This is a genomic window from Bacillus sp. BF2-3 (genome assembly GCF_008368795.1).
In the GTDB taxonomy this organism is placed as follows: domain Bacteria; phylum Bacillota; class Bacilli; order Bacillales; family Bacillaceae_G; genus Bacillus_A; species Bacillus_A cereus.
On the sequence record NZ_QOSA01000053.1, the window covers coordinates 71,625 to 91,970 of the forward strand.

Genomic DNA, 20,346 nt, shown 5'->3' on the forward strand with positions numbered 1-20,346 from the left:
AGCTAGTTCCCTTCATTTCTTAATATTTTCTTCGTCACTATAGCTATTAATATCATTATGAAACTAATAGCAAATATAGGTAAATAAATTTTCGTACTGAATCCTTCAAACATAAAACCATATACGACTTGCCCAATTGGTGCCATACATTGAGATACCGCTGTTATAATTGCCATCACTTTTCCTAGATTTTCATTTGGTGTTTTCTTTTGGACTACAGTAATCACATAGATGGATACAATTGTCATAATCATTGCGATTAGAAGAGAAGAAAGTATAAAGAGGATAAATGGTGGATAGTATCCTAAATTAAGAATAAACGGTGTAACTGATAGTGCCACTGGCATTACTAATAAAGCTATGATAAGCATCCAATTATATAATGTTCTCATCTGTAACTTTTTAGCAAAGAAACCGATTGACAATGCCCCTAATATGGTTGCAAAATCAATTAATCCCATTCCAATTCCATACATCGTATCGCTACTCTGCATAGTTACTCGTAACATAATAGGTCCTCCAACAACAAATAACGGTGTCAAAATTAAGTTTAGTAAAGCTGCAAGTAACATAGCTTTCAAAATAAAAGGTTGCTTTAAAACATAAAGAAAACCTTCTTTCATATCTTTTACAATTGTCGGTACGATATGGCCTTCCTGTATTCTTTTTATAAATGGTATTGTAATAAACATTTCTAAAATCGCAGATAAAAAGAAAGCAAGACAACTTGTTATTACGAGCATTTTCAAACCAATTATGCCGTATAATATTCCTCCTAGTACAGGTGCAACTATATTAGATAATGCTTGCACACCATTTACGATACCGTTTGCTTGTTCTAACTTTTTCTCTGGAACTAATTGCGGAATACTCGCCATTACAACTGGTGCGTACATTGCACTAATGACTGCTAGTAAAAACATAATTGTTCCAATCAATAAAATAGATACCGATTCAGTTAATAACAAAACTATAAAACTTAATACAATAGCAGCGTTTATAAAATCAAAAATGACCATTACATTACGGCGGTTGAAACGATCTGCTATTGCTCCGCCAAGAGGTGCTAGCAGAAACGGAATACTCGTTACCGCATATAACCCTGCGAATATATCTGCACGCCCTGTTATATCTAGCACATATAGTGAGAGAGCAAAACGTAATAGTGTTGAACCTAAAATAGTAATAATTTGACCACTTACCATTAAGTGAAAATCTTTCAAGGAAGATTGAATACTTGCTGGCATCCTCATCACATCCTTCATTTAGTCTAGACCGACTGCCGGTCTATAACAACCAAACAGAAAAAAGCTATTTCTGTTTCATTAAAACCTCGATCATATAATCAAAGGACCCTTCTTTTGCTCCAACAGATACTTCCATCATTTTAATATAAGCCTTAGCTCTTCTCATCATTTCTTCCGGTTTCCACTGAAATAAACCATCATCAAATATGACTTGTGCTGAAGAGAGTAATAATTCAATTGTTTCTTGTGGGTATGGAGTATAAAATATGCCTTCTTCTATTCCTTGCTCTAAAACTTCCGTTAATACAGGAGATAAATGTATAATGGATTGCACTAAACTTTTCTGATGCATTTCTGCATTATTTGGTTGATGGAATTGTTCAATCATTTTTTCTTTGACATCTCCTGATTTTGGTGATTGTTCCATTAAAATTTTAAATAACTTATCTAAAACGGGGATATCGGGATTGGAGACAATCCTTTTCGCCTTAGTGACATCCTCTTTAATAATCCTCATAATGATTTCATCCATTACTTCCTCCTTCGACTTAAAATAATGATAAAACGTCCCCTTTGCTATACCTATTTCTTTTAAAATGTCATTTACGGTTGTTTTCGTATAACCTTTCGTAAGAAACAAACGCTCAGCTGTTTCTAAAATTTCCTTTCTACGCTCCTCATACTCCTTTACAATTCGCATTCAAGTTCTCCTTCCCACCTGACCGACTGTCGGTCTATTAAAATTATATGTTTAGTTTGCAAAAAGTTTCCTATTATCGTACATATACAACACCATACTTTCTATTTCCTTTATAAATTTTTATTTTTTAACGTCCGCTCAATTTGTTTAAAACGTATCTCATGTTTCTTATCGTCACCTTTCATTTTAGGAAAAGAACGATGCCCTCCGCTTGATCCTATTTTTCTCAATTCTTCATCCAGACGCACAACACTTTGTAGTTTTTCAGCTCCTTCACCACAAGTAAGCGCATCTCCTTTACATCGATGACTTCAAAAAATGACAATTGATTCATACGACACGGTTCCCCTCCGTTCGATCTATGTTCTTATCAATGGAGTATTTTGTTGAGTTCCGATATGTAATATTGCATATTTTGTACTTTTAATTTTTGCACATGCGATAATTTATTTATAAAAATATAATTATTGATAAGGGTAATTTATATGAGCAAGTTCCGAAAGAAAATGATTAAATATTTGCAAACATTTTGGGGATGCTTAGCATTTGGTGTATTAATGTTTGCTATCTTCTTAATTACGGATTTAACAGATGCATCTTTAAATACATTAGGCTGGAGAGACTGGCTAGGTTCTGTAGCAGGCGCAACCATTTTATCTGTTGGAATATTTACTTTAAATAAATTGAATTTAAAATAAATATTCGGTCAATACTGTATGTAGGCTGTATGCCAACATTCATTTAAAGTAGTCTTCTCTGTATCTCCTTGTATTGAGCAGTTAGCTTTTGCTAGCCGCTCTTTTATTTTGTTCCGGTTCTTGCCTCTTAAAGAACTCTTTATCTACTTTCCCCCTAATAAGTACACATATCTTATCTATTCCCCATTACTACAAAATGAAATCTTTATTTTGTTTTACGCGTCGCTTCTTCAATCAGCCAGGATACAATATTAAAATCATTAGCATCACCCTTTAAAGATGTTCCGTTCCAAAAGCATTCTTTCATCACTTCAAGTAATTCTTCAACAACTTCAATTCATCTCATATTCATTTTCCCTTTCTTCCAAATAACTATTTTGTTTTACTAATTAGCTGATTAATTTCACAAACACCTTTATCAAACATTCCACGTTTCTTCACCCCGTGAATATTTTTCAAATAAAAATACATACTATTTTCAAGCCGCCGTGTCCACGGCTAATACCTCTTTCTTTTGTTACAGCAAAAGCAGGTAGGTTCTTCACTTATCTGCTTTCTCTGTATATTTTTTAAGAAATCGAAAATAATACCAACAAGCTGTTTGAACTAGCAGCTTCACTCTTCTCGCAATGGGGATGCAAATTATCACAATTAGCTAACTCATTGAACTCACTGGCAGACAACCAAAATCGTTGTCTGCTTTTTGTATGAGATTTTTCGTTTTACATATACTACTTTTGAACCTGCAGACCAATACGAGCCATTTTTGTGCTTGGGATTTCCCTTCCGGGGATAAGTATTTTTTACTTATCCCTTTTTTGTATAGACACGTATATTTAGGGTAAAACTAATTACAAGCAGATTTTCTGTTTATGCGTAGTTCTAAACAAGATTACTTTTTCTCCTATTAAAGGACGGCAGGTACGACTGCTAGTCCTTTTTTCTTATTTCGCATATTATCACTACATTACCTTCATCGTCGTAAGCAATTTCCTCATAAGGATGGCAGTGTTGCTTCTCGAGTTCCTCATCGATCAAAACTAACAAATTAGTTTTCCAGTTTCCAACGATCGTACACCAATACGAGTTTAATCCTTCATAAACTTCTCTTGTTCTATTTCGATAATTGCGGAATGTGTAATGAAAATACTCGCTCGCTTCAATACCTTTTTTTAACCAAAGTGTTCTGCTGAATGATAGTAATACCCTCGCTCTAATGGTTTTGGACTATAAAATTTCCTTTATAAATTCCAAATACGGTGAATGAAATTTTTGTTTTTTTCTTGCCATCATCCTTGTTGTATACAAACAAAAAAAGAGCCACAATATTTTGCGACTCTTTTACAATTATAACTATTTAACGGCCACGTCTTTGCTGACCTTGCTTTGTACTACCTTTTTTATTACTTGGCTTATTAAATGATCGGTTATTTTCATTTCTAGAACTATTTCTTGAATCACTTCTCGAGCTATTTCTCGAATCACGTCTTGATTCACTTCTTGAACCCTCGCGGCTATCTCTTTGACGATTTTGACCTGATTTCTTCGGAGCCGGCTTTGGTACCGGTTTTCCATTTTCATCTACACGTTTTATCTTCGGTTGTTCGATTATTTCTCTTTGTATTGGTGCACCAAGCGTTTTTTCAATTTCTTCTAAATGTTTTTCATCTTTCGCTGCAACGAACGTAATTGCAAGACCTGATCCACCTGCACGTCCTGTTCGGCCAATGCGGTGAATATAACTTTCTACATCTTCAGGGATATCAAAGTTAAATACGTGCGTTACACCATCTACATCAAGTCCACGAGCTGCTACATCCGTTGCGATTAAGTACTGAATTTTAGCTTCGCGGAAACTCTTCATAACTCTTTCACGTTTCGCTTGAGGTATATCACCATGAAGTTCAGCACAATTATAACCTAATCCTTTTAAATTATCATAAAGCTTACTCGCTCTAACCTTTGTACGACAGAAAATAACAGCTAAAAATGGCTGATCACGATCCATAACAAAACGAAGTGCATCTGGCTTTGCACGGTCTGTCGTCTCAATGACACGCTGCTCAATTGTATCAACCGTTACTTCTTCACTTTGTACTTGAATCATTTGCGGTTCATCCATATAACGCTTCGCCAATTTTTTAATATCTTTTGGCATCGTTGCTGAGAATAACATCGTTTGTTTACTACCTGGTGTCTCATCTAAAATATCTTCAATATCATATAAGAAACCAAAATAAAGCATTTGATCCGCTTCATCTAATACAATTGTTGAAAGATTACTTAAATCAATTGTTTCACGGCGTATATGATCTAATAATCGTCCCGGTGTTGCTACAACAATATGTGTATTACCTTTTAATTTTCTCAACTGTTGCGCAACATCTTGTCCACCATATATCGCTAGTACATTAATATCTTCTCTTTGAACAAGCATTTTTTTAATTTCAGTTGTAATTTGCAGGGCTAATTCCCTTGTTGGCGCAACGATTAAAGCCTGGACATCACTACACTCTGGATCAATTTTTTCTAAAATCGGTAACACGAATGCTAACGTTTTACCCGTTCCTGTTTTCGCCTGCCCAATAATATCTTTACCTGACAGAATAACTGGAATTGCCTTCTCTTGAATTGGTGTTGCTTCTGTAATTCCATTTTCACGTAATGTATGATTAAAAGTTTCACTAATTCCTAATTCTAAAAAGTTTTTCAAATAGACCACTTCTTTTCCTTATTTTTCACATTAGCTTTCATTGTACCATTTGTTTCGCCAAATATGAAAAATAAAAAAATTCTTATCTTCTTTTTTTATATTCATCCTGTACTAGATGAACAAATTCTTTTTGCTTTTTCTCAGATTTTATTAATGTTTCCATGTTAGTAGAAGACAAAATGAACTTCTTAATTTTTCTATTACTCCAAATTAAACTTGTATACTTCGGATCTTCATGTAGATTTCGAAACCACTCTAATTCACTTAATTTTGCGATATGGTGTTTCAATTTCATGTCATTTCGAGGATAAAATAAAATGATATCTGCTATTACATCAAATAACGAACCCATTTTCTCCCCCCTATACCCTTGCTCAAATTATATATATTCTTCTTTACATATACATTTCAATTTTACCGAAATATAATGTTACTGATTTGGTTGAAATCGCAAAATATATGAACTAAAAAACCGATCTTTTCGATTTAGGAAAGACCGGTTTTCATTAATTTATACAGTAAGCTTTCCTCCATGATAGCAATAATACTGTGCTGCTTTAAAACTTTTAATCCTATTTAAAGACTGTTTCGCTTTTTCTATATCCAAACAAAAATTCGGATTAGCTATTACTAACTCACGATTCTCTTGAACAGCCGCATCTCCCGTAATTACACAGTCTAAATTCGGAAAATATAATGAAATATGCCCCGAGGTATGTCCTGGCGTTGCCACTACTTGACATTCATTATTCAAAATCATTTGACCATCATGTACTTTTTCATCGACGGAAATATGTTTTATATTTTTTAACTGTTGTATAAACCATTTGCCAAATTCTTTTTCTTCATTTGGCATACGTTCTAACATTTCTTCAGCTTGAACTAACCTCTCTGATTTTATATCACCATTAATATAGTTAGATTCAATTTCACTAGCAATAACATTAATATTTGGATATTTCACTTTAAAATCATATACAGCCCCTATATGATCGTCATCATAATGGGTAATAATTATATTCTTTAAGTTTTTCATCTCATATCCATGTTTTAATATTGCATTTTCAATTAAAGGTAAAAAACTTGGATATCCTGTATCAACTAACGTTAATTCATTATGTAATATAATTAAACTTGGATAAATACATTGTTTTTGCCCGTTAAATTCGAATTCAATTGGTAGTTCTATTATTTTCATTTTTCTTCCCCCATACCGCTTATAAAATGCATAATAATAACTAAATCATACACATACATTTTACTGTACACATCACAAATAATTTGAATCCAAATATCCATTTTGTTAGAATTCACGTTTAATGTGTAATTTCTATATAACAAAGAAAAAAGCACCCGTTATGGATACTTCCTTATCTTACCTGCTCAACTACATAAATCAAATTGAGTCTATCCGAAACCTGATATGTATAGTCTTCATTTTTATGCATATATGTTTCTATCCTATTTATCACTTTAAACATTCTGTCTGAATTCGCACTGAAACGAGATACTGAATCACATAAAACTATTGACCCTTTCTTATAAAAATTTATAATTTCATAAATATCTCGTTCTAAACAAACTTCTCCTACTTGCAAATCCTCTTTCGCTTCATAATTATAAATTCCCATTCTCATTTTCCCCTCAAATTGTATTTTTTCTTACAACATCCCCTTGTTACATAAATAATACCACGATAAAATTCTCAAACTCAAACTCATCGGCTTCATTTGAGAAAATAAAAAAGCCATCACCGAAGCGACAACTTTTAAAAAAATGGGAGAAAAGAGAGGAAAAATGGTTCGAACCAAAGTAACACCTGAAATGCTAGATGAATTGGCTAATCTTGCAATTAATACCAGAATTACATTAGAAGCCTATGAATCACCACCGAGTAAAGAGGCTATTTAAGAATTACAAAAGTTCTCATCAATAAATGCACCCTTAGATTATTTAGAAGTAATTCAATATTGTACGAATGCAGAGATTAATGTAGAAAATGAACTTTAATACGTATTACCACCAAACGTTACCTGCGTAGTACCTTTACTTGGAACGAACACATACTATGTAACGGAACACTGTTCAAAATAATCCACATTATAATATTTTGAACAGGTATTCCCCTATTTTTATGGAAATATATAATTAAGAAAAACAATAAAATTGATTAATCTCTCACTTCTTTGTCCATCCTTTTAAAAAATCTATGTTTTTGTAAAAGGAGTGTTTATATGGAGAAACAGACACTTTGGAAAAAGTTCAGAAAAAGCTCTGTAAACCTCGGTAAATCCAGCGTATATGAAAGTATTATTTTATTCTACACAATGAAAAAGCAAGAATTACCTACTAAAGCAAAATTCATAATATTAGCCGCTTTATCTTATTACGTATTAACAATCGATTTCATTCCAGATATAGCTGCTATTATTGGGATTGGCTTATTAGATGATGTTTTAGCAATCGCTGTAGCGCATAAATACGTTATGAGACACGCAGATGCTGAAATTCGAGAGAAGAGCAAAGTAAAGATGGAGTCATTATTTACTTCAGCACAAGCATAATTAAACTATCTAGTCATTTACCATGAGAGCATTGCAGAATAAATTCCTAAACAGTAAAAGAATTTCTCTTAGTCCTCAAACCGTAAACAAATAGGGTGTCAGCACTTGTTCCTAAGTTCTGGCACCCTTTTATTTGTTCTTATTTCTATCTGTTATACAGTTTCATGCGTTCCCTTATATAAAACTGCTATTGCCGCTACTATAAGAATCATACCCATAAAAGCAGGTGCGGCATGACCAAGTGATACATAGATTTGTCCTCCAAGAATAGGACCAATCATTCTTGCTAAAGCTTGAATAGATTGGCTTCCACCTTGAATCCTTCCTTGTTCACTAGAACTGACAGACTTTGAAAGCATCCCGTTGAATGAAGGTCCGAAAATTGAATCCCCAAAACCATACATCAGCATCCCAATGATAAGTAGTGGATAGAGTGAAAACAAAGCTGATGCCGCAATAAAACTGTATCCTATAATCTCCGAAACCATCCCAAGAATTGCTATTTGTTTATCACTAAGCTTGATCAAAAGCTTTGGCATGATAAAACTTTGTGAAACAATGTCTTGAAAGCCCAAAATTGAAAACATAAGTCCGATTAATGCAGGTTTCCAACTGAAAGTATCCATTGTAAATTGCGTGAAAATTGATTGTAAAGATCCGTTAGGTATCCAAAGTAAAAACGCTGAGACAAGTAACCACTTTAAATTTTTCATGGAAAGTATGTTTGCTAGCTGCGCAAAAGGATTTAACCTTACAAACGTAATCTCTTTCAACCTATTATTTTTGTCAAGGCTCTCAGGCATATATTTGATCCCATATACAACATTTATTAACGTTATGATTGCACCAAAATACAAAGGTACAGTATCACCAAACTTGGCAAGTACCCCCCCAATGGTTGGGCCAATGATAGTTCCCGCACCTACAACTGCACTCACCCATCCAAAATATTTCGTTCTCTGTTCTTTTGGAATGATGTCTGCAAAATATGCGAAGATAGTACTTATGCTCCCGCCTGTTATTCCTTCTATTATGCGTCCAGCAAATAGTACCCATAAAGCTCCTCCTATTCCCAAAACTAAGTACCCAATTGCAGAACCAAATAAGCATATTAAAAGTAATGGACGACGGCCATGCTTATCGCTTAAAGCCCCGAGTACTGGGGCAGCTAAAAACACGCAAGCCGCATATACGGAAGTTAGTAGTGTAACAACTAATGCTTGTTCTTCCGGATTACTTATATATGGCTGTACTAAGAATGGCACTACAGGCATGATGATACTGAAACCTATACCACAAAGAAATACAGAAATAAGTCCGAATAGTAAAGCATGTTTATCTATGTTTTTTTCAGTTTTCCTTTCATTTTGTGATCTAAATATAGACATTTAACTTCTCTCCTAAAAAAATGTTACTTTGTCAACAAAATAATAACTCTATTTTGTTGATTAGTCAACAAAAATAAAAATAATAAAAAAGCAGCCTATTCTCATTAGAGTAAGGCTGCCCGTAAAAGCCCGATTGGTGAGGGCTGATAATCAGTGGAGATGAAGACCCCCCACTGATTAAAGTTTCACTTTATTATTAAAATATATTACGATTTAATATGTATACCTTGTTTCTTTATTTCTGCATCCAAATGTCTACTATACTTTTCCACAAAGCTAATTATACTGTTGAATTCTTCTTCAGTTACTTGTTCAAATACAGCTTTATCTCGCTCTTGAAACTCTTTGTGCAGATTTTCATGGATTTTATAAATTTCTTTCCCTTGTTCGGTAAGCCTAAAATAAATTTCTTTCTTATTTTCTGACTTTTGGTAGCTTTCAACAAGGCCTTTTTGTATGAGCTTCTTAGTCATTCTACTTATAGCACCGCGAGTCACATAAAAAGCCTCTGCGAGTTGTGTCACGTTAGAATCTGCATTGTTTTCAATATATTCAATGCAGTGGACTTCAGAAGACTTAAAACCTTTAAGACCCTCTTCCATCTTATCTTTATTAAGCCAAACCAGCTTATTATATAATTCCCTGAAACCGTTCATGACCTGTTCTTCTTTATTCATGCCCTGCCCTCCTCACCGCTCATTAGCACATTAAAACTATTATATTAAATTTCTGCTTACGTTTCGACAATATTGAAATAATTATTATAACATTAAAGATATGTGTAAAAATAGGCGCTTAAATAAAATAATTTTTAAACAGCAAATTTTGCAAGTCTATTTCTACTTACAGTAAACGGTAGACAAAAAGTAAGAGCTAAGATCATTTCTCTTAGCTCTTCTTTCATAAAACTATTTCACTTCATTAGCGACAAAAAAGTGCTCACATACACTTGATATGCGCTGTAAGTCCACGTTCCCACCAGATATAACAGCCACTACTTTTTTCCCTTTTATATAACTATCAACTTTTCCTGCAAGAAGTGCAGCAGTTGCTAATGCACCTGCACCTTCTACAACAGCTTTCCCACGTTGTAATAAATCTTTCATCGCTACTTCCAGCTCTTTTTCTGATACAGTTACAATATCATCTACTAATTCTTTTACAATTTCAAATGTTAATTCACCTGGTATTTTAACTGCGCAACCATCTGCAATAGTAGGCGCCTCATAGTGTTCTACGATTGCTCCTTTATCGTAAGATGCCTTCATTCCATGAACATTATCTGCTTGGACACCAATTATATTAATGGATGGATTAAAAGATTTCAATGCTACAGAAATACCGGAAATAATTCCGCCTCCACCTATTGGTACAATGACAGTATCTACATCCCACATATCATCAAGAATGTCTAATCCAATTGTACCTTGACCAGCCATTACCTCTACATCATCATATGGATGTAAGTATGTTTCACCTGTTTCCCTTATAATTTCTTCACATTTTACCTTTGCATCATCAAAGGTTTCACCATGTAAAATCACTTCAGATCCATATCCTTTTGTTGCTTCAACTTTTGCCTGAGGTGCAGAAATTGGCATAACAATTTTACTCTTAATACCGAGTAAATGAGCAGATAATGCAACTCCTTGTGCATGATTACCTGCTGAACATGCAATTACACCTCTTTCTTTTTCTTGATCCGTGAGCCGCGACATTTTATTAAATGCGCCACGAAATTTAAAAGAACCCGTTAATTGCATATTTTCTAATTTCAAATGAATTTCTCCACCCGTTTTACTAGTCAAGTAAAAAGATTTTACTAATGGCGTTTTACGAGCATTTCTATCTAGAATTTTGTGAGCTTTTTTAATATCGTCTATATGTAATGGTAGTTTTCTAGTTATCATACCGACACCTCTTCCAATGTTCTATTCCTAAGTTTTCGTAAGTCGTAGCTCCTTTATACAAAAAGAAAAAGTCTTTATATATGTACCCCACTCTGAAATAAACACATTTGCAAACAATTTAACATCCTCTTCATATCGCGTTCTTTATAATGATTTAAACATGCAATTTGGATCCAATTATTCTTTTGTAAATAAGATGACTCATAATGAACGATGTATCCTTGTAATGCTAATGTATCGCCTACTACTTTAGAAGAATAATCTTCGCTCAATACAATAGTAAGTATAATTGGCGCGGCATGTTCTTTAGGTGAAACAAGCTTTAAACCCATATCAGTAATAACTTCTTCAACATAATCATATGTCTCTTTAATTTTTACAAATGCCTTTTCATCTTTAAATCTCTTCAACGCTTCTTGCAATGCATAAATTAAATTCCATGATTGTGAGTATGGAATACTTTCATTTTCTTCATACATGCCAATGTCCATATAGGCCGGCACAGCCTCGTTTATTTTTACAATGTGGTTATGAAAAACGAAAGAAATTCCTGTATATGATTTAATCGCTTTACCGCTAACACCACTTGCAAAATACACATCCTTCAAGTCTAATGGTATTGCTCCAATTGAGCTTATGCAATCTACACACAGTTTCATTTGATTCTCGTTACAAAGAGTATTTAGCTCGTTTAAATCGTTTAACATTCCAGTAGATGTTTCATGATGAACAAACCAAATCCATTCATAATTTCCAGTTGTCATAATTTCTTCTAATTCGGTATAAATAAATGGATCTCCCATTTCCTTTTTATACGTATCAAAATGTAACCGTGCTCGTTTTGCATGTCCAACTAATCTATTACCAAATTCCCCATTTGTTAATACTAGTCCTTTCCCTTTTAAAGAACGTAACTGTAAAGCAATCGCATCATTTGCTAACGTCCCTGTTCCTAACATAAGCTGTACATGTTTTGCTTTTGTCATGTGAAGTAACCGTTTTTTCACATTGTCCATCATCACTTGAAATGACTTAGAGCGATGGGAAATAGGTCGCGTAGAAAATGCCTTTCGAACGTTCTCTTCAATATCTACTGGACCAGGTAAAAACGTATATTCTTTCGTCATAATCCCCCCAACACTCGACTCTTCAAACATAGCAGGGGTAACATACATTGGCTGGAAGGCTGCTTCTTCTGTACCAACTAACGTATGGAAAGATTTGAATCCCATTTGCTCATATAAAGCTAGTTCACGTGTTGTTGCAGAAATGAGTGCTAATTCATATCCATTTAGAAGCAAATAACGATGTAGAAAACGAATTAATCCTAACAACGCTCTTCCATTTCTATATTCACGTTCTACTGAAAGTAAACGAATTTCATACACTTTTTCTCCATGCTCTTGCAAATAAATATCTAAATTTGAAATTTTATAATCTAACGAGAATGGTCGTTTTCCCCGCACTGCGACCATACCTACTAATCTATCCTCATCTAAACAAATTAAATATGTATTTTCTATATGAAACCGATCTATACGAAACCGTTCTTTCGTTTCTTCATGTTGTGGTATCTCTTCTACAAAAGTTTTATAATTCAATTTATGTATACTTTCAAATTCCCAATCTTGATCAGCAACTTTATAAATTAACCCCATGCCTTATCTCCTTTATCTATTTAATAAAAAATGATAAGTGGAGATTATCCCCACTTATTAAACATTCATTTTATTCTCGATTTACATATAGAATGAGTACAATAATTATTCCACTTAATATAGTGGTAACAATAGAATAAGAATAAAGAATCATACAAATTGGTAAACAAGCAATCGTAATTAGTCCTGGCTTCGTAAACCCTTTAAATATTAAATAAAATACAATAAAAATGCCTAAGAGGGTAAGCGCTATCAAATAATCAAATGCGATTAGTCCTCCTATAAATGTTGAAATACCTTTACCGCCCTTGCCTTTAAATAAAACTGGATAAATATGTCCAATAATAACGGCCAATAATGTTAACATTACGAATGTAGGATCTTCAAAAAGGTATTTTGCTACAGCAACAACGATTGCCCCTTTAATTGCATCACCTAAAAATGTAGCGATGAAATACCCTTTTCCATATACGCGCCCCATATTTCTTGCGCCAGGATTTCCGCTTCCTTCATCCCTAATATCAACGTTATGTCTCAATTTTGTTACTATATAAGCGGTCAATATGTTTCCAATTAAATAAGAAGCCACCAAATATAAAAACTGCATACTATTAATCATGTAATCATTCACTTTCTACATGGGAATACATATACAATATTCAATTACTACGTATATTGTACGTTTTTAACATACATCCCTTTATACATTTTAACATCATATTTTTACAAATCATACAAAAATTCTCATACCTATTTTTAAAAATATATATCCCTCATTAAATAATATGTTCCTTTCACTGCCATTTCTGCTTGTGATACGAATGTAATTTCTTTCATACTTTCTTCACACCATTTCTTAAATACAGCAAATATTTCAGGAACTAAACGCAATATACTGCCACTTACTGCAATTGGCGTTGAGTGCTTAAAGTTCAACTTGTTATAAACATTTACTGTAATCCTTGCTAATTCCTTTCCAGCTTGCATCATAATTTCATGCGCATCATCATTGCCATCTCTCGCTTCCTGAATAACTAATGGGGCGATTGCTGCAATTTTATCTTTAGAAGAAGTATATACTAAGCTTTTTATATGAGACGGTGTCAAAAGTTGAAACTGGCTTTGAATATTCAAACTCAATGGACAAAGACTGATTCCTTGATCGAACTGAATTGCCATTTTCTTTAAAGCTTGTAATGCAATCCAATATCCGCTCCCCTCATCTCCTAAAATATGTCCCCATCCACCGCTATACTGATATACTTCTCCTTTTTTTCCTATACAAATTGCACCTGTACCACCTATAGTTAATATTCCATCCTTACCTTTTAAAGCAGCTGCATGTGCGATCATTGCATCATTAAAAATTTCAATTTTTGTTCCGTATTTCTTTTTTAAACGTAATGTTAATTCATTTGTATTCGCTCCGCTTATACCAGCTAATCCTAAACAAACACAAACACAATGCCCATTTATTAAACTCTTCTGGCATTGATTAATTGCTTCCATAATATGCACAAGAGCTTCTTCAAAATCTATTAATATGTTTCCAAAACCACTGGTAGCTCTTACAAGTTCATTTCCGTCTTTATCAAATGCAATTGCCTCGGTCTTCGTTCCCCCGCCATCTACTCCAATCATATACTTCATATGTTCGCCTCATTTTCATTTGCGTATGGAGGGAATGTTATATTCCCTAAAATTATGGAATTCTTAGCACCTGTTGCGCTCGGCACATTACTCGGATTACGATGATACGTTTCGTTTGCTAAAATAGCAAATGCAATTGCTTCTTTCGCTGCTGAAGAATGACCAATATCTTCTTGTATACATATGCTACATTTCTCTTCTCTTAATCCATTCCGTAACATTTCAACAAGTGTATTATTATAACTTCCACCACCACCTAAAATCACCTCATCAATTTCATAATACGGCAAAATAAACGCCTTATAATGATGAACAATTGAACATGCTGTAAACATCGTGACAGTTGCCAATATATTTTCTTTACTATGCTTTTTAAATCGATTCAATAATTCAGTCACAAACGCTTCTCCAAACTGTTCTCTACCTGTTGATTTTGGTGGTTTCATGTTCAAAAATGGATGGTTCATACAGTATGTTAAAATTTCATCTACAACTACCCCCTGCTTTGCAATCCAACCATTTTGATCATATGGTACATGAAATAATCTTTGACATACTTCATCGATTACCATGTTGCCTGGTCCAGTATCGAAAGCAATAACACTCTCTTTACTTCGTTTACTTGGAACCACTGTAACATTACCAATCCCACCAATATTTTGTAGTAGTCTATTTTTAGTTTGATGCCGATATAAAATAATCTCTGAATATGGTACAAGTGGTGCACCTTGTCCCCCTGCCGCCATGTCCATCGTTCGGAAATTCGAGATAACCGTCGTGTTCGTTTCATATGCTATTACTGCTGGTTCCCCAATTTGCAATGTTGAAGAAATAATATTCCCTTCTTGCTTTGGCTGATGATAAATCGTTTGTCCGTGAGAGCCTATTAAATCTAATTGTCTCAAAGGAAAATTGGCTTCTTTACAAACTTCCTTTACAGCATTGGCGAAGCATAAACCAAGTTTAAAATTTAAACTACATATAAGTTGGACATTCGAAGTTTCAATTGATAACGCTTGTTGGATCTCATTTTTCATATCATTACAAAATGGAACAGTAGTAAAATGGATGAGTTGGATTTTAGAATCTACACCACTTCCTTCTATATGAACGAGCGCTACATCTATTCCATCTAATGAAGTACCAGACATTACCCCTGCAATATACATAACGTGCATGACCTCCTATTTACTAAAAAACAATCATGTAAGTAACGAACGTACAACAAATCGAAAACAATATAAATCTAAAAAACAACTGAGCTTTCGATGCAAACGATCCATCAATGAAAGAAACAACTACCGTAAGCAAAATGCTTGCCGCAATACTTGTAACAAGCCAGATACTATGCATTTGTGATAGATTTAGCATGCCTAATAAAGGGACAAAAAGTAAATTTGCACAAATCACTCCAAATAATAATAAAAATACGCCTTTATAACTAAATTTTATATTCATTCTATTTCCCCCTTTCTAGTTTTAATGTGAAAGAAGTGATAGACAAAAAGTCTATCACTCAAAATAACAGCGTGCAGATTAAGGATTAACAGATTCCCCGTCACCATTTTTTTCAATTTCAAGCATATTTTTGTCGTACATTTTAAAGAATGGTAAATAAATAAGGAACGATATTGCTATATTTATAAAAACTAATACAATCGCACGCCAATCTCCTCCTGTTGCTAAATATGCACCAATTGGAGCAGGTAGTGTCCATGGCGGCATAATATGCGTTGGTGTTACAAATCCCATCGCAGTTGCTGAATATGCAACAGTTGCTGTTACAAGTGGTGTAATGATAAATGGGATAATTAAAATTGGATTTAGTACAATCGGTAATCCGAATATGACTGGTTCATTAATATTAAAAATACCCGGAACAATACAAGTTCTTGACAATGCTTTCGAATATTTCGATCGACCAAATACAATCATAGCTAATACAAGCCCTAACGTCGCACCAGAACCGCCAATCCATATAAACCATTGATATAACGGCTCTGGTGAAATAAATGGCAACTGATCTGCTCCACTAGCAACTGCTTCACCATTTTTCCCTAAGTATACTTCCCATAATGGCCGAGCAACAGTTCCAACAACCGACACACCATGGATTCCGAATGACCAAAAAAACGTAATTAAAAACACTGGAATCATTACACCGAAGTAACTATCCCCAGCTTTTACTAATGGTGCTGCTAATTTATCAACAACATGGTGTAAATCAATGCTAAAAACGACAGTTACTAGACTCATTATAATAATAACGAATGCTGCAGGTATAAGTGCTTCAAATGAACGCGATACAGATGGCGGTACTTGTTCTGGCATTTTAATCATTACATTTTTCTTCTTACAAAACCTTAAAATCTCTACGGATAAAATAGAAACAATCATCGTCACAAATAATCCATGACCTCCGAGATTTGTCATCGGAAGCATGAATCCTTTTTTATCAATTAACTCAGGCGTTAATGTTAAAAGTAGTGAACATACCGCGAGCTGTGCTCCTGATAAAGCATCTAATTTATAACTTTTCGCTAAATTATATCCTATTCCAAATGCGATATATAAGGACATAATAAACATGGTTAAACGATATGGTATCAATATACTTGTTTGATTCTTTAATGCCCAAACTGATATAAAACTATCTTTCGGCAGTGGTGGAAATGCTACTATTAAAAAGAAGCTTCCTACTATAATAAATGGTAACGCCGAAATAACTCCATCACGGATTGCTTGTAAATGTCTCTGCTCAGAAAGCCTTGCCATCGGTCCAGATAAGTTTTTATCAAGAAACGTGACAAACTTATTCATAACGTTTCCCCCTAACTGATTAATTCATTTACAGTTTTTAATAAAGTCGGGCCGCCAAGCGGTGTGTATGCTTGCGGCGGTATGATGCCACACGGAATAGATTCCTCCTCTGCAAATTTTTTTACAGAGTCAAATCGGTGTCTTATTTGAGGTGCTACCATTACGACATCCCAGCCATTCTTTACTTCTTCCTCTACCTCATTCGTTCCAATTGCATGCACTTCCATGTTCACACCATTTTTCTCCGCTTCTTTTTTTAAAGCGTTTACAACAATTGCACTGGACATTCCTCCAGAACAGACGAACAAAACTTTCATTTATTAATCCTCCTATACTTATAATTTATTACCCTTCAAATGAAAGGAAGTTTCACTTTACTAACAAGCATATGAAGTAGTAAATGAATTTAGTTATAATGAAAGTAAATTTCATTAAAAATATTTTTCCTATTAAATTAATGTTTCAATATGCAATTTTCTCTATTGCAAGGTCAACCTCGCCTCAGATATTATTTTAAATAATCATATGATAGGGAGGCGTATAAATGATCGTTAAACGTTTATTAATGATATGTTGTATCGTTATCTTGTTCATCCCTTTCTCTTTCATTCCCCCTCACTCTACTTATGCTGAAGTAAATACTACGTACAAAAAACATGAATTACGTGCTGTATGGATCGCATCAGTTCTGAATATTGATTGGCCCTCAAAAACTGGCTTACCTATTGAAAAACAGAAGCAAGAATTTATAAGATTATTAGACGATGTAAAAAGCACTGGTATGAATGCAGTTGTTGTACAAATTAAACCAACCGCTGATGCTTTCTATCCTTCAAATTACGGTCCTTGGTCTGAATACATTACAGGAACACAAGGAAAAGATCCTGGTTATGACCCGCTCGCATTTATGATTGAAGAAACTCATAAAAGAAATATAGAATTCCACGCTTGGATTAACCCATACCGAATAACGATGAATCACACCGATATAAATCGATTATCAAATAATCACCCTGCAAGGCAACATCCCGATTGGGTTGTCCCTTATGGCGGAAAGTTATATTACAATCCCGGTATTCCGGAAGTGAAAAAATTTATAACAGAAGGCGCTTTAGAAATCGTACAAAATTACGATATTGATGCACTGCATATGGATGATTATTTTTACCCATATAAAGTAGCCGGTGAAGAATTTCCAGATCAGAAAACGTACGAAACATATAATAATGGTAGATTTACAAATATAGAAGATTGGCGACGTAACAATGTAAATGAACTTGTAAAAGATTTAAATACTGCTATAAAACAAGAAAAATCATATGTAAAGTTTGGCATTAGTCCGTTCGGCGTATGGCGAAATATAGCTGACGATCCTACTGGCTCTAACACAACCGCAGGCCAAAGAAACTATGATGACCTTTATGCTGACACACGTGAGTGGATACAAAAAGGATATATTGACTACATTACACCGCAAATATATTGGAATATAGGTTTCACCCCAGCTGCATATGACATATTAGTAGATTGGTGGGTTAAAGAAACAAATAACAAACCGCTTCACCTATACATCGGTCAAGCGGCCTATAAAATTAATAATAACTCCGTCCCTGCTTGGTCTGATTCAGAAGAATATCCAAAACAAATTGCATTAAACCGGCTATATCCTGATATAAAAGGTAGTATGCATTTTAGCTTAAAAGATATTAATAACAATCCACTCGGAGTTAAAGATAGACTTTCAAAAAACATATATAAACATCCTGCATTAATCCCGCCTATGCCTTGGCTTGATCATGATCCACCAAAACAACCGACTTTAAAAGGCGCCATTCCAAGAGATGAAGGTATTGCAATCGGTATCATTGACAATAGAGATAATGATTCTGCTTATTACGCTATTTACCGCGTGAATGGGAAAAATGAAGTGGATATACAAAATCCCAAAAATTTACTTACTACTGTAAGAAAAACAAAACTTGGAGAAATTTATGTAGATAAAACCGCTATTTCCGGAGAAACGTATACGTATGTCGTAACTGCAGTTGATCGATTGCATAATGAAAGTGTGGCTTCTAGTCATACTACCGTTAGAGCAAAATAAAACCTCATAAAAAAAGCGCCTTAAAGCCGTGATACTTAGCTTTTAAGGCGCTTTTTGTTATTTATTCTTAAACTTCTCAGTCGCTGCCCTCATCTTCACATTTAAATCGTGATCAATCGAGTCGCGAATATCTCGCTCTACTACTTCCATTTCTTTTTTGAAATTTTCCAAGTAGATCTTCAGTTCTTCTTCCTTCTCTGGTCTTTGTGAAGGTGGTAATTGTACTACCAACGATAACATGGCCGTTAAATCTTTCATTAAGAATGTTTCAAGTTTATGTTGTTGTTCAAACATGCGTTGCTCTTGATAGTACGGAAGTGCATTTAATACTGAAATTGTAATATCATCAACCGTTCTTTGTAATGAAGGATTTATTGAGCGTTTATACGCTTGAATTGTATTTAATGCGTCTGGATAACGGTCATAAAAATACAATTTGTAAAATGATAAGTCTGTCGGTTTTACCGTTTGCTGCGCTTCTTGTCTTAAGAAATCTTTCACTTTCATCGCAGCCACATCAATATCTTCATTTGTAAGCTTTTTCGTAGTTTTTGCCATTACATGCACTTTTTTCTGCTTTTCTTTCGGTAACATCGAGAAGACTTGCTCTCTCGTACGTTGACCTGATGCACAAAATAGAGTATTTAATGTATTTTGTTCTTTCTTTCCTTCGGTGCGAATCCAGCGATAAAACAGTGGATGTTGTGTAAATTCTTGTAGAAACGGTATTGATTTGTTTGATATCTTATCTAAAGAATCTTGCGCTCTTTTATATGGCTTCGTCCATGAAAAATACAGTTTCCGCCCGAAGTATACGACTAAAACAACGACAGTAAATGCTATTAAAAGCAATGTACCGAGTAGTAATAGTACTGTTTGAATGAAACTCATTTG

General features: G+C 34.1%; 20 protein-coding genes. 3 read left to right on the top strand and 17 right to left on the bottom strand.

Annotated features, from left to right (window positions below):
- Positions 1 to 2: 2 nt before the first annotated feature.
- Both DN401_RS27955 and DN401_RS27960 read right to left on the bottom strand, forming a co-directional pair.
- Entirely contained in the window at positions 3 to 1,247 is a 1,245-nt protein-coding gene (locus DN401_RS27955) for an MFS transporter (protein ID WP_001111721.1), read from the bottom strand.
- Between the two features lie 64 nt (positions 1,248 to 1,311).
- Positions 1,312 to 1,947 carry a TetR/AcrR family transcriptional regulator gene (locus tag DN401_RS27960; protein WP_001223581.1) on the bottom strand — a complete coding sequence of 212 codons (636 nt, stop codon included), beginning with the start codon at positions 1,945 to 1,947 and terminating at the stop codon, positions 1,312 to 1,314.
- A 485-nt stretch (positions 1,948 to 2,432) separates the two neighbouring features.
- Between DN401_RS27960 and DN401_RS27965 the strand changes: the two genes are divergently transcribed.
- Complete coding sequence (locus DN401_RS27965; protein WP_000033157.1) at positions 2,433 to 2,645, top strand: hypothetical protein; 213 nt, start codon at positions 2,433 to 2,435, stop codon at positions 2,643 to 2,645.
- Positions 2,646 to 4,002: 1,357 nt separating this feature from the next.
- Here DN401_RS27965 and DN401_RS27970 read toward each other — a convergent pair.
- The 4 genes from DN401_RS27970 to DN401_RS27985 form a co-directional block, all read right to left on the bottom strand.
- Entirely contained in the window at positions 4,003 to 5,367 is a 1,365-nt protein-coding gene (locus tag DN401_RS27970; RefSeq protein WP_002182751.1) for a DEAD/DEAH box helicase, read from the bottom strand.
- Between the two features lie 73 nt (positions 5,368 to 5,440).
- A complete protein-coding gene (locus tag DN401_RS27975) occupies positions 5,441 to 5,710 on the bottom strand; it encodes a hypothetical protein (RefSeq protein WP_000535037.1) in 270 nt (89 codons plus the stop codon).
- A gap of 159 nt (positions 5,711 to 5,869) precedes the next feature.
- Positions 5,870 to 6,556 carry an MBL fold metallo-hydrolase gene (locus tag DN401_RS27980; protein WP_000691158.1) on the bottom strand — a complete coding sequence of 229 codons (687 nt, stop codon included), beginning with the start codon at positions 6,554 to 6,556 and terminating at the stop codon, positions 5,870 to 5,872.
- Between the two features lie 172 nt (positions 6,557 to 6,728).
- Positions 6,729 to 6,989, bottom strand: coding sequence for a hypothetical protein (locus DN401_RS27985; RefSeq protein ID WP_000513516.1), 261 nt, complete (start codon positions 6,987 to 6,989; stop codon positions 6,729 to 6,731).
- Positions 6,990 to 7,592: 603 nt separating this feature from the next.
- Here DN401_RS27985 and DN401_RS27990 point away from each other — a divergent pair.
- Positions 7,593 to 7,922, top strand: a complete 330-nt coding sequence (locus DN401_RS27990) for a YkvA family protein (RefSeq protein ID WP_000415095.1) — start codon at positions 7,593 to 7,595, stop codon at positions 7,920 to 7,922.
- A 152-nt stretch (positions 7,923 to 8,074) separates the two neighbouring features.
- On the opposite strand, the gene DN401_RS27995 is transcribed toward DN401_RS27990, so the two are convergent.
- The 10 genes from DN401_RS27995 to DN401_RS28040 form a co-directional block, all read right to left on the bottom strand.
- Positions 8,075 to 9,310, bottom strand: coding sequence for an MFS transporter (locus DN401_RS27995; RefSeq protein WP_000021830.1), 1,236 nt, complete (start codon positions 9,308 to 9,310; stop codon positions 8,075 to 8,077).
- 206 nt (positions 9,311 to 9,516) lie between these two features.
- Positions 9,517 to 9,987 carry a MarR family transcriptional regulator gene (locus DN401_RS28000; protein ID WP_001030904.1) on the bottom strand — a complete coding sequence of 157 codons (471 nt, stop codon included), beginning with the start codon at positions 9,985 to 9,987 and terminating at the stop codon, positions 9,517 to 9,519.
- Positions 9,988 to 10,218: 231 nt separating this feature from the next.
- Positions 10,219 to 11,220, bottom strand: a complete 1,002-nt coding sequence (tdcB, locus tag DN401_RS28005; protein ID WP_000632959.1) for a bifunctional threonine ammonia-lyase/L-serine ammonia-lyase TdcB — start codon at positions 11,218 to 11,220, stop codon at positions 10,219 to 10,221.
- 74 nt (positions 11,221 to 11,294) lie between these two features.
- Positions 11,295 to 12,878 carry an aminotransferase class V-fold PLP-dependent enzyme gene (locus tag DN401_RS28010; RefSeq protein WP_000523057.1) on the bottom strand — a complete coding sequence of 528 codons (1,584 nt, stop codon included), beginning with the start codon at positions 12,876 to 12,878 and terminating at the stop codon, positions 11,295 to 11,297.
- A gap of 70 nt (positions 12,879 to 12,948) precedes the next feature.
- Positions 12,949 to 13,497, bottom strand: coding sequence for a glycerol-3-phosphate 1-O-acyltransferase PlsY (gene plsY / locus DN401_RS28015; RefSeq protein WP_000610870.1), 549 nt, complete (start codon positions 13,495 to 13,497; stop codon positions 12,949 to 12,951).
- Positions 13,498 to 13,634: 137 nt separating this feature from the next.
- Positions 13,635 to 14,528 carry a BadF/BadG/BcrA/BcrD ATPase family protein gene (locus DN401_RS28020; RefSeq protein WP_000876590.1) on the bottom strand — a complete coding sequence of 298 codons (894 nt, stop codon included), beginning with the start codon at positions 14,526 to 14,528 and terminating at the stop codon, positions 13,635 to 13,637.
- On the bottom strand, positions 14,525 to 15,697 hold the full coding sequence (anmK, locus tag DN401_RS28025; protein WP_000274979.1) for an anhydro-N-acetylmuramic acid kinase AnmK: 1,173 nt from the start codon (positions 15,695 to 15,697) through the stop codon (positions 14,525 to 14,527). The genes DN401_RS28020 and anmK overlap by 4 nt, the downstream gene beginning before the upstream one ends.
- A 22-nt stretch (positions 15,698 to 15,719) precedes the next feature.
- A complete protein-coding gene (locus DN401_RS28030) occupies positions 15,720 to 15,986 on the bottom strand; it encodes a hypothetical protein (protein WP_001021960.1) in 267 nt (88 codons plus the stop codon).
- Between the two features lie 78 nt (positions 15,987 to 16,064).
- The gene (locus DN401_RS28035) at positions 16,065 to 17,348 is read right to left on the bottom strand and encodes a PTS sugar transporter subunit IIC (RefSeq protein ID WP_001032280.1); all 1,284 of its coding nucleotides are present in this window, start codon (positions 17,346 to 17,348) and stop codon (positions 16,065 to 16,067) included.
- An 11-nt stretch (positions 17,349 to 17,359) separates the two neighbouring features.
- On the bottom strand, positions 17,360 to 17,665 hold the full coding sequence (locus DN401_RS28040; protein WP_000865907.1) for a PTS sugar transporter subunit IIB: 306 nt from the start codon (positions 17,663 to 17,665) through the stop codon (positions 17,360 to 17,362).
- A gap of 227 nt (positions 17,666 to 17,892) precedes the next feature.
- Here DN401_RS28040 and DN401_RS28045 point away from each other — a divergent pair, with 227 nt between their 5' ends.
- Positions 17,893 to 19,452 carry a glycoside hydrolase family 10-like protein gene (locus DN401_RS28045; protein ID WP_127063947.1) on the top strand — a complete coding sequence of 520 codons (1,560 nt, stop codon included), beginning with the start codon at positions 17,893 to 17,895 and terminating at the stop codon, positions 19,450 to 19,452.
- 57 nt (positions 19,453 to 19,509) lie between these two features.
- On the opposite strand, the gene DN401_RS28050 is transcribed toward DN401_RS28045, so the two are convergent.
- Positions 19,510 to 20,343: a DUF3974 domain-containing protein gene (locus DN401_RS28050; protein ID WP_000008369.1), complete on the bottom strand. Its 834-nt coding sequence runs from the start codon at positions 20,341 to 20,343 to the stop codon at positions 19,510 to 19,512.
- Positions 20,344 to 20,346 lie beyond the last annotated feature (3 nt).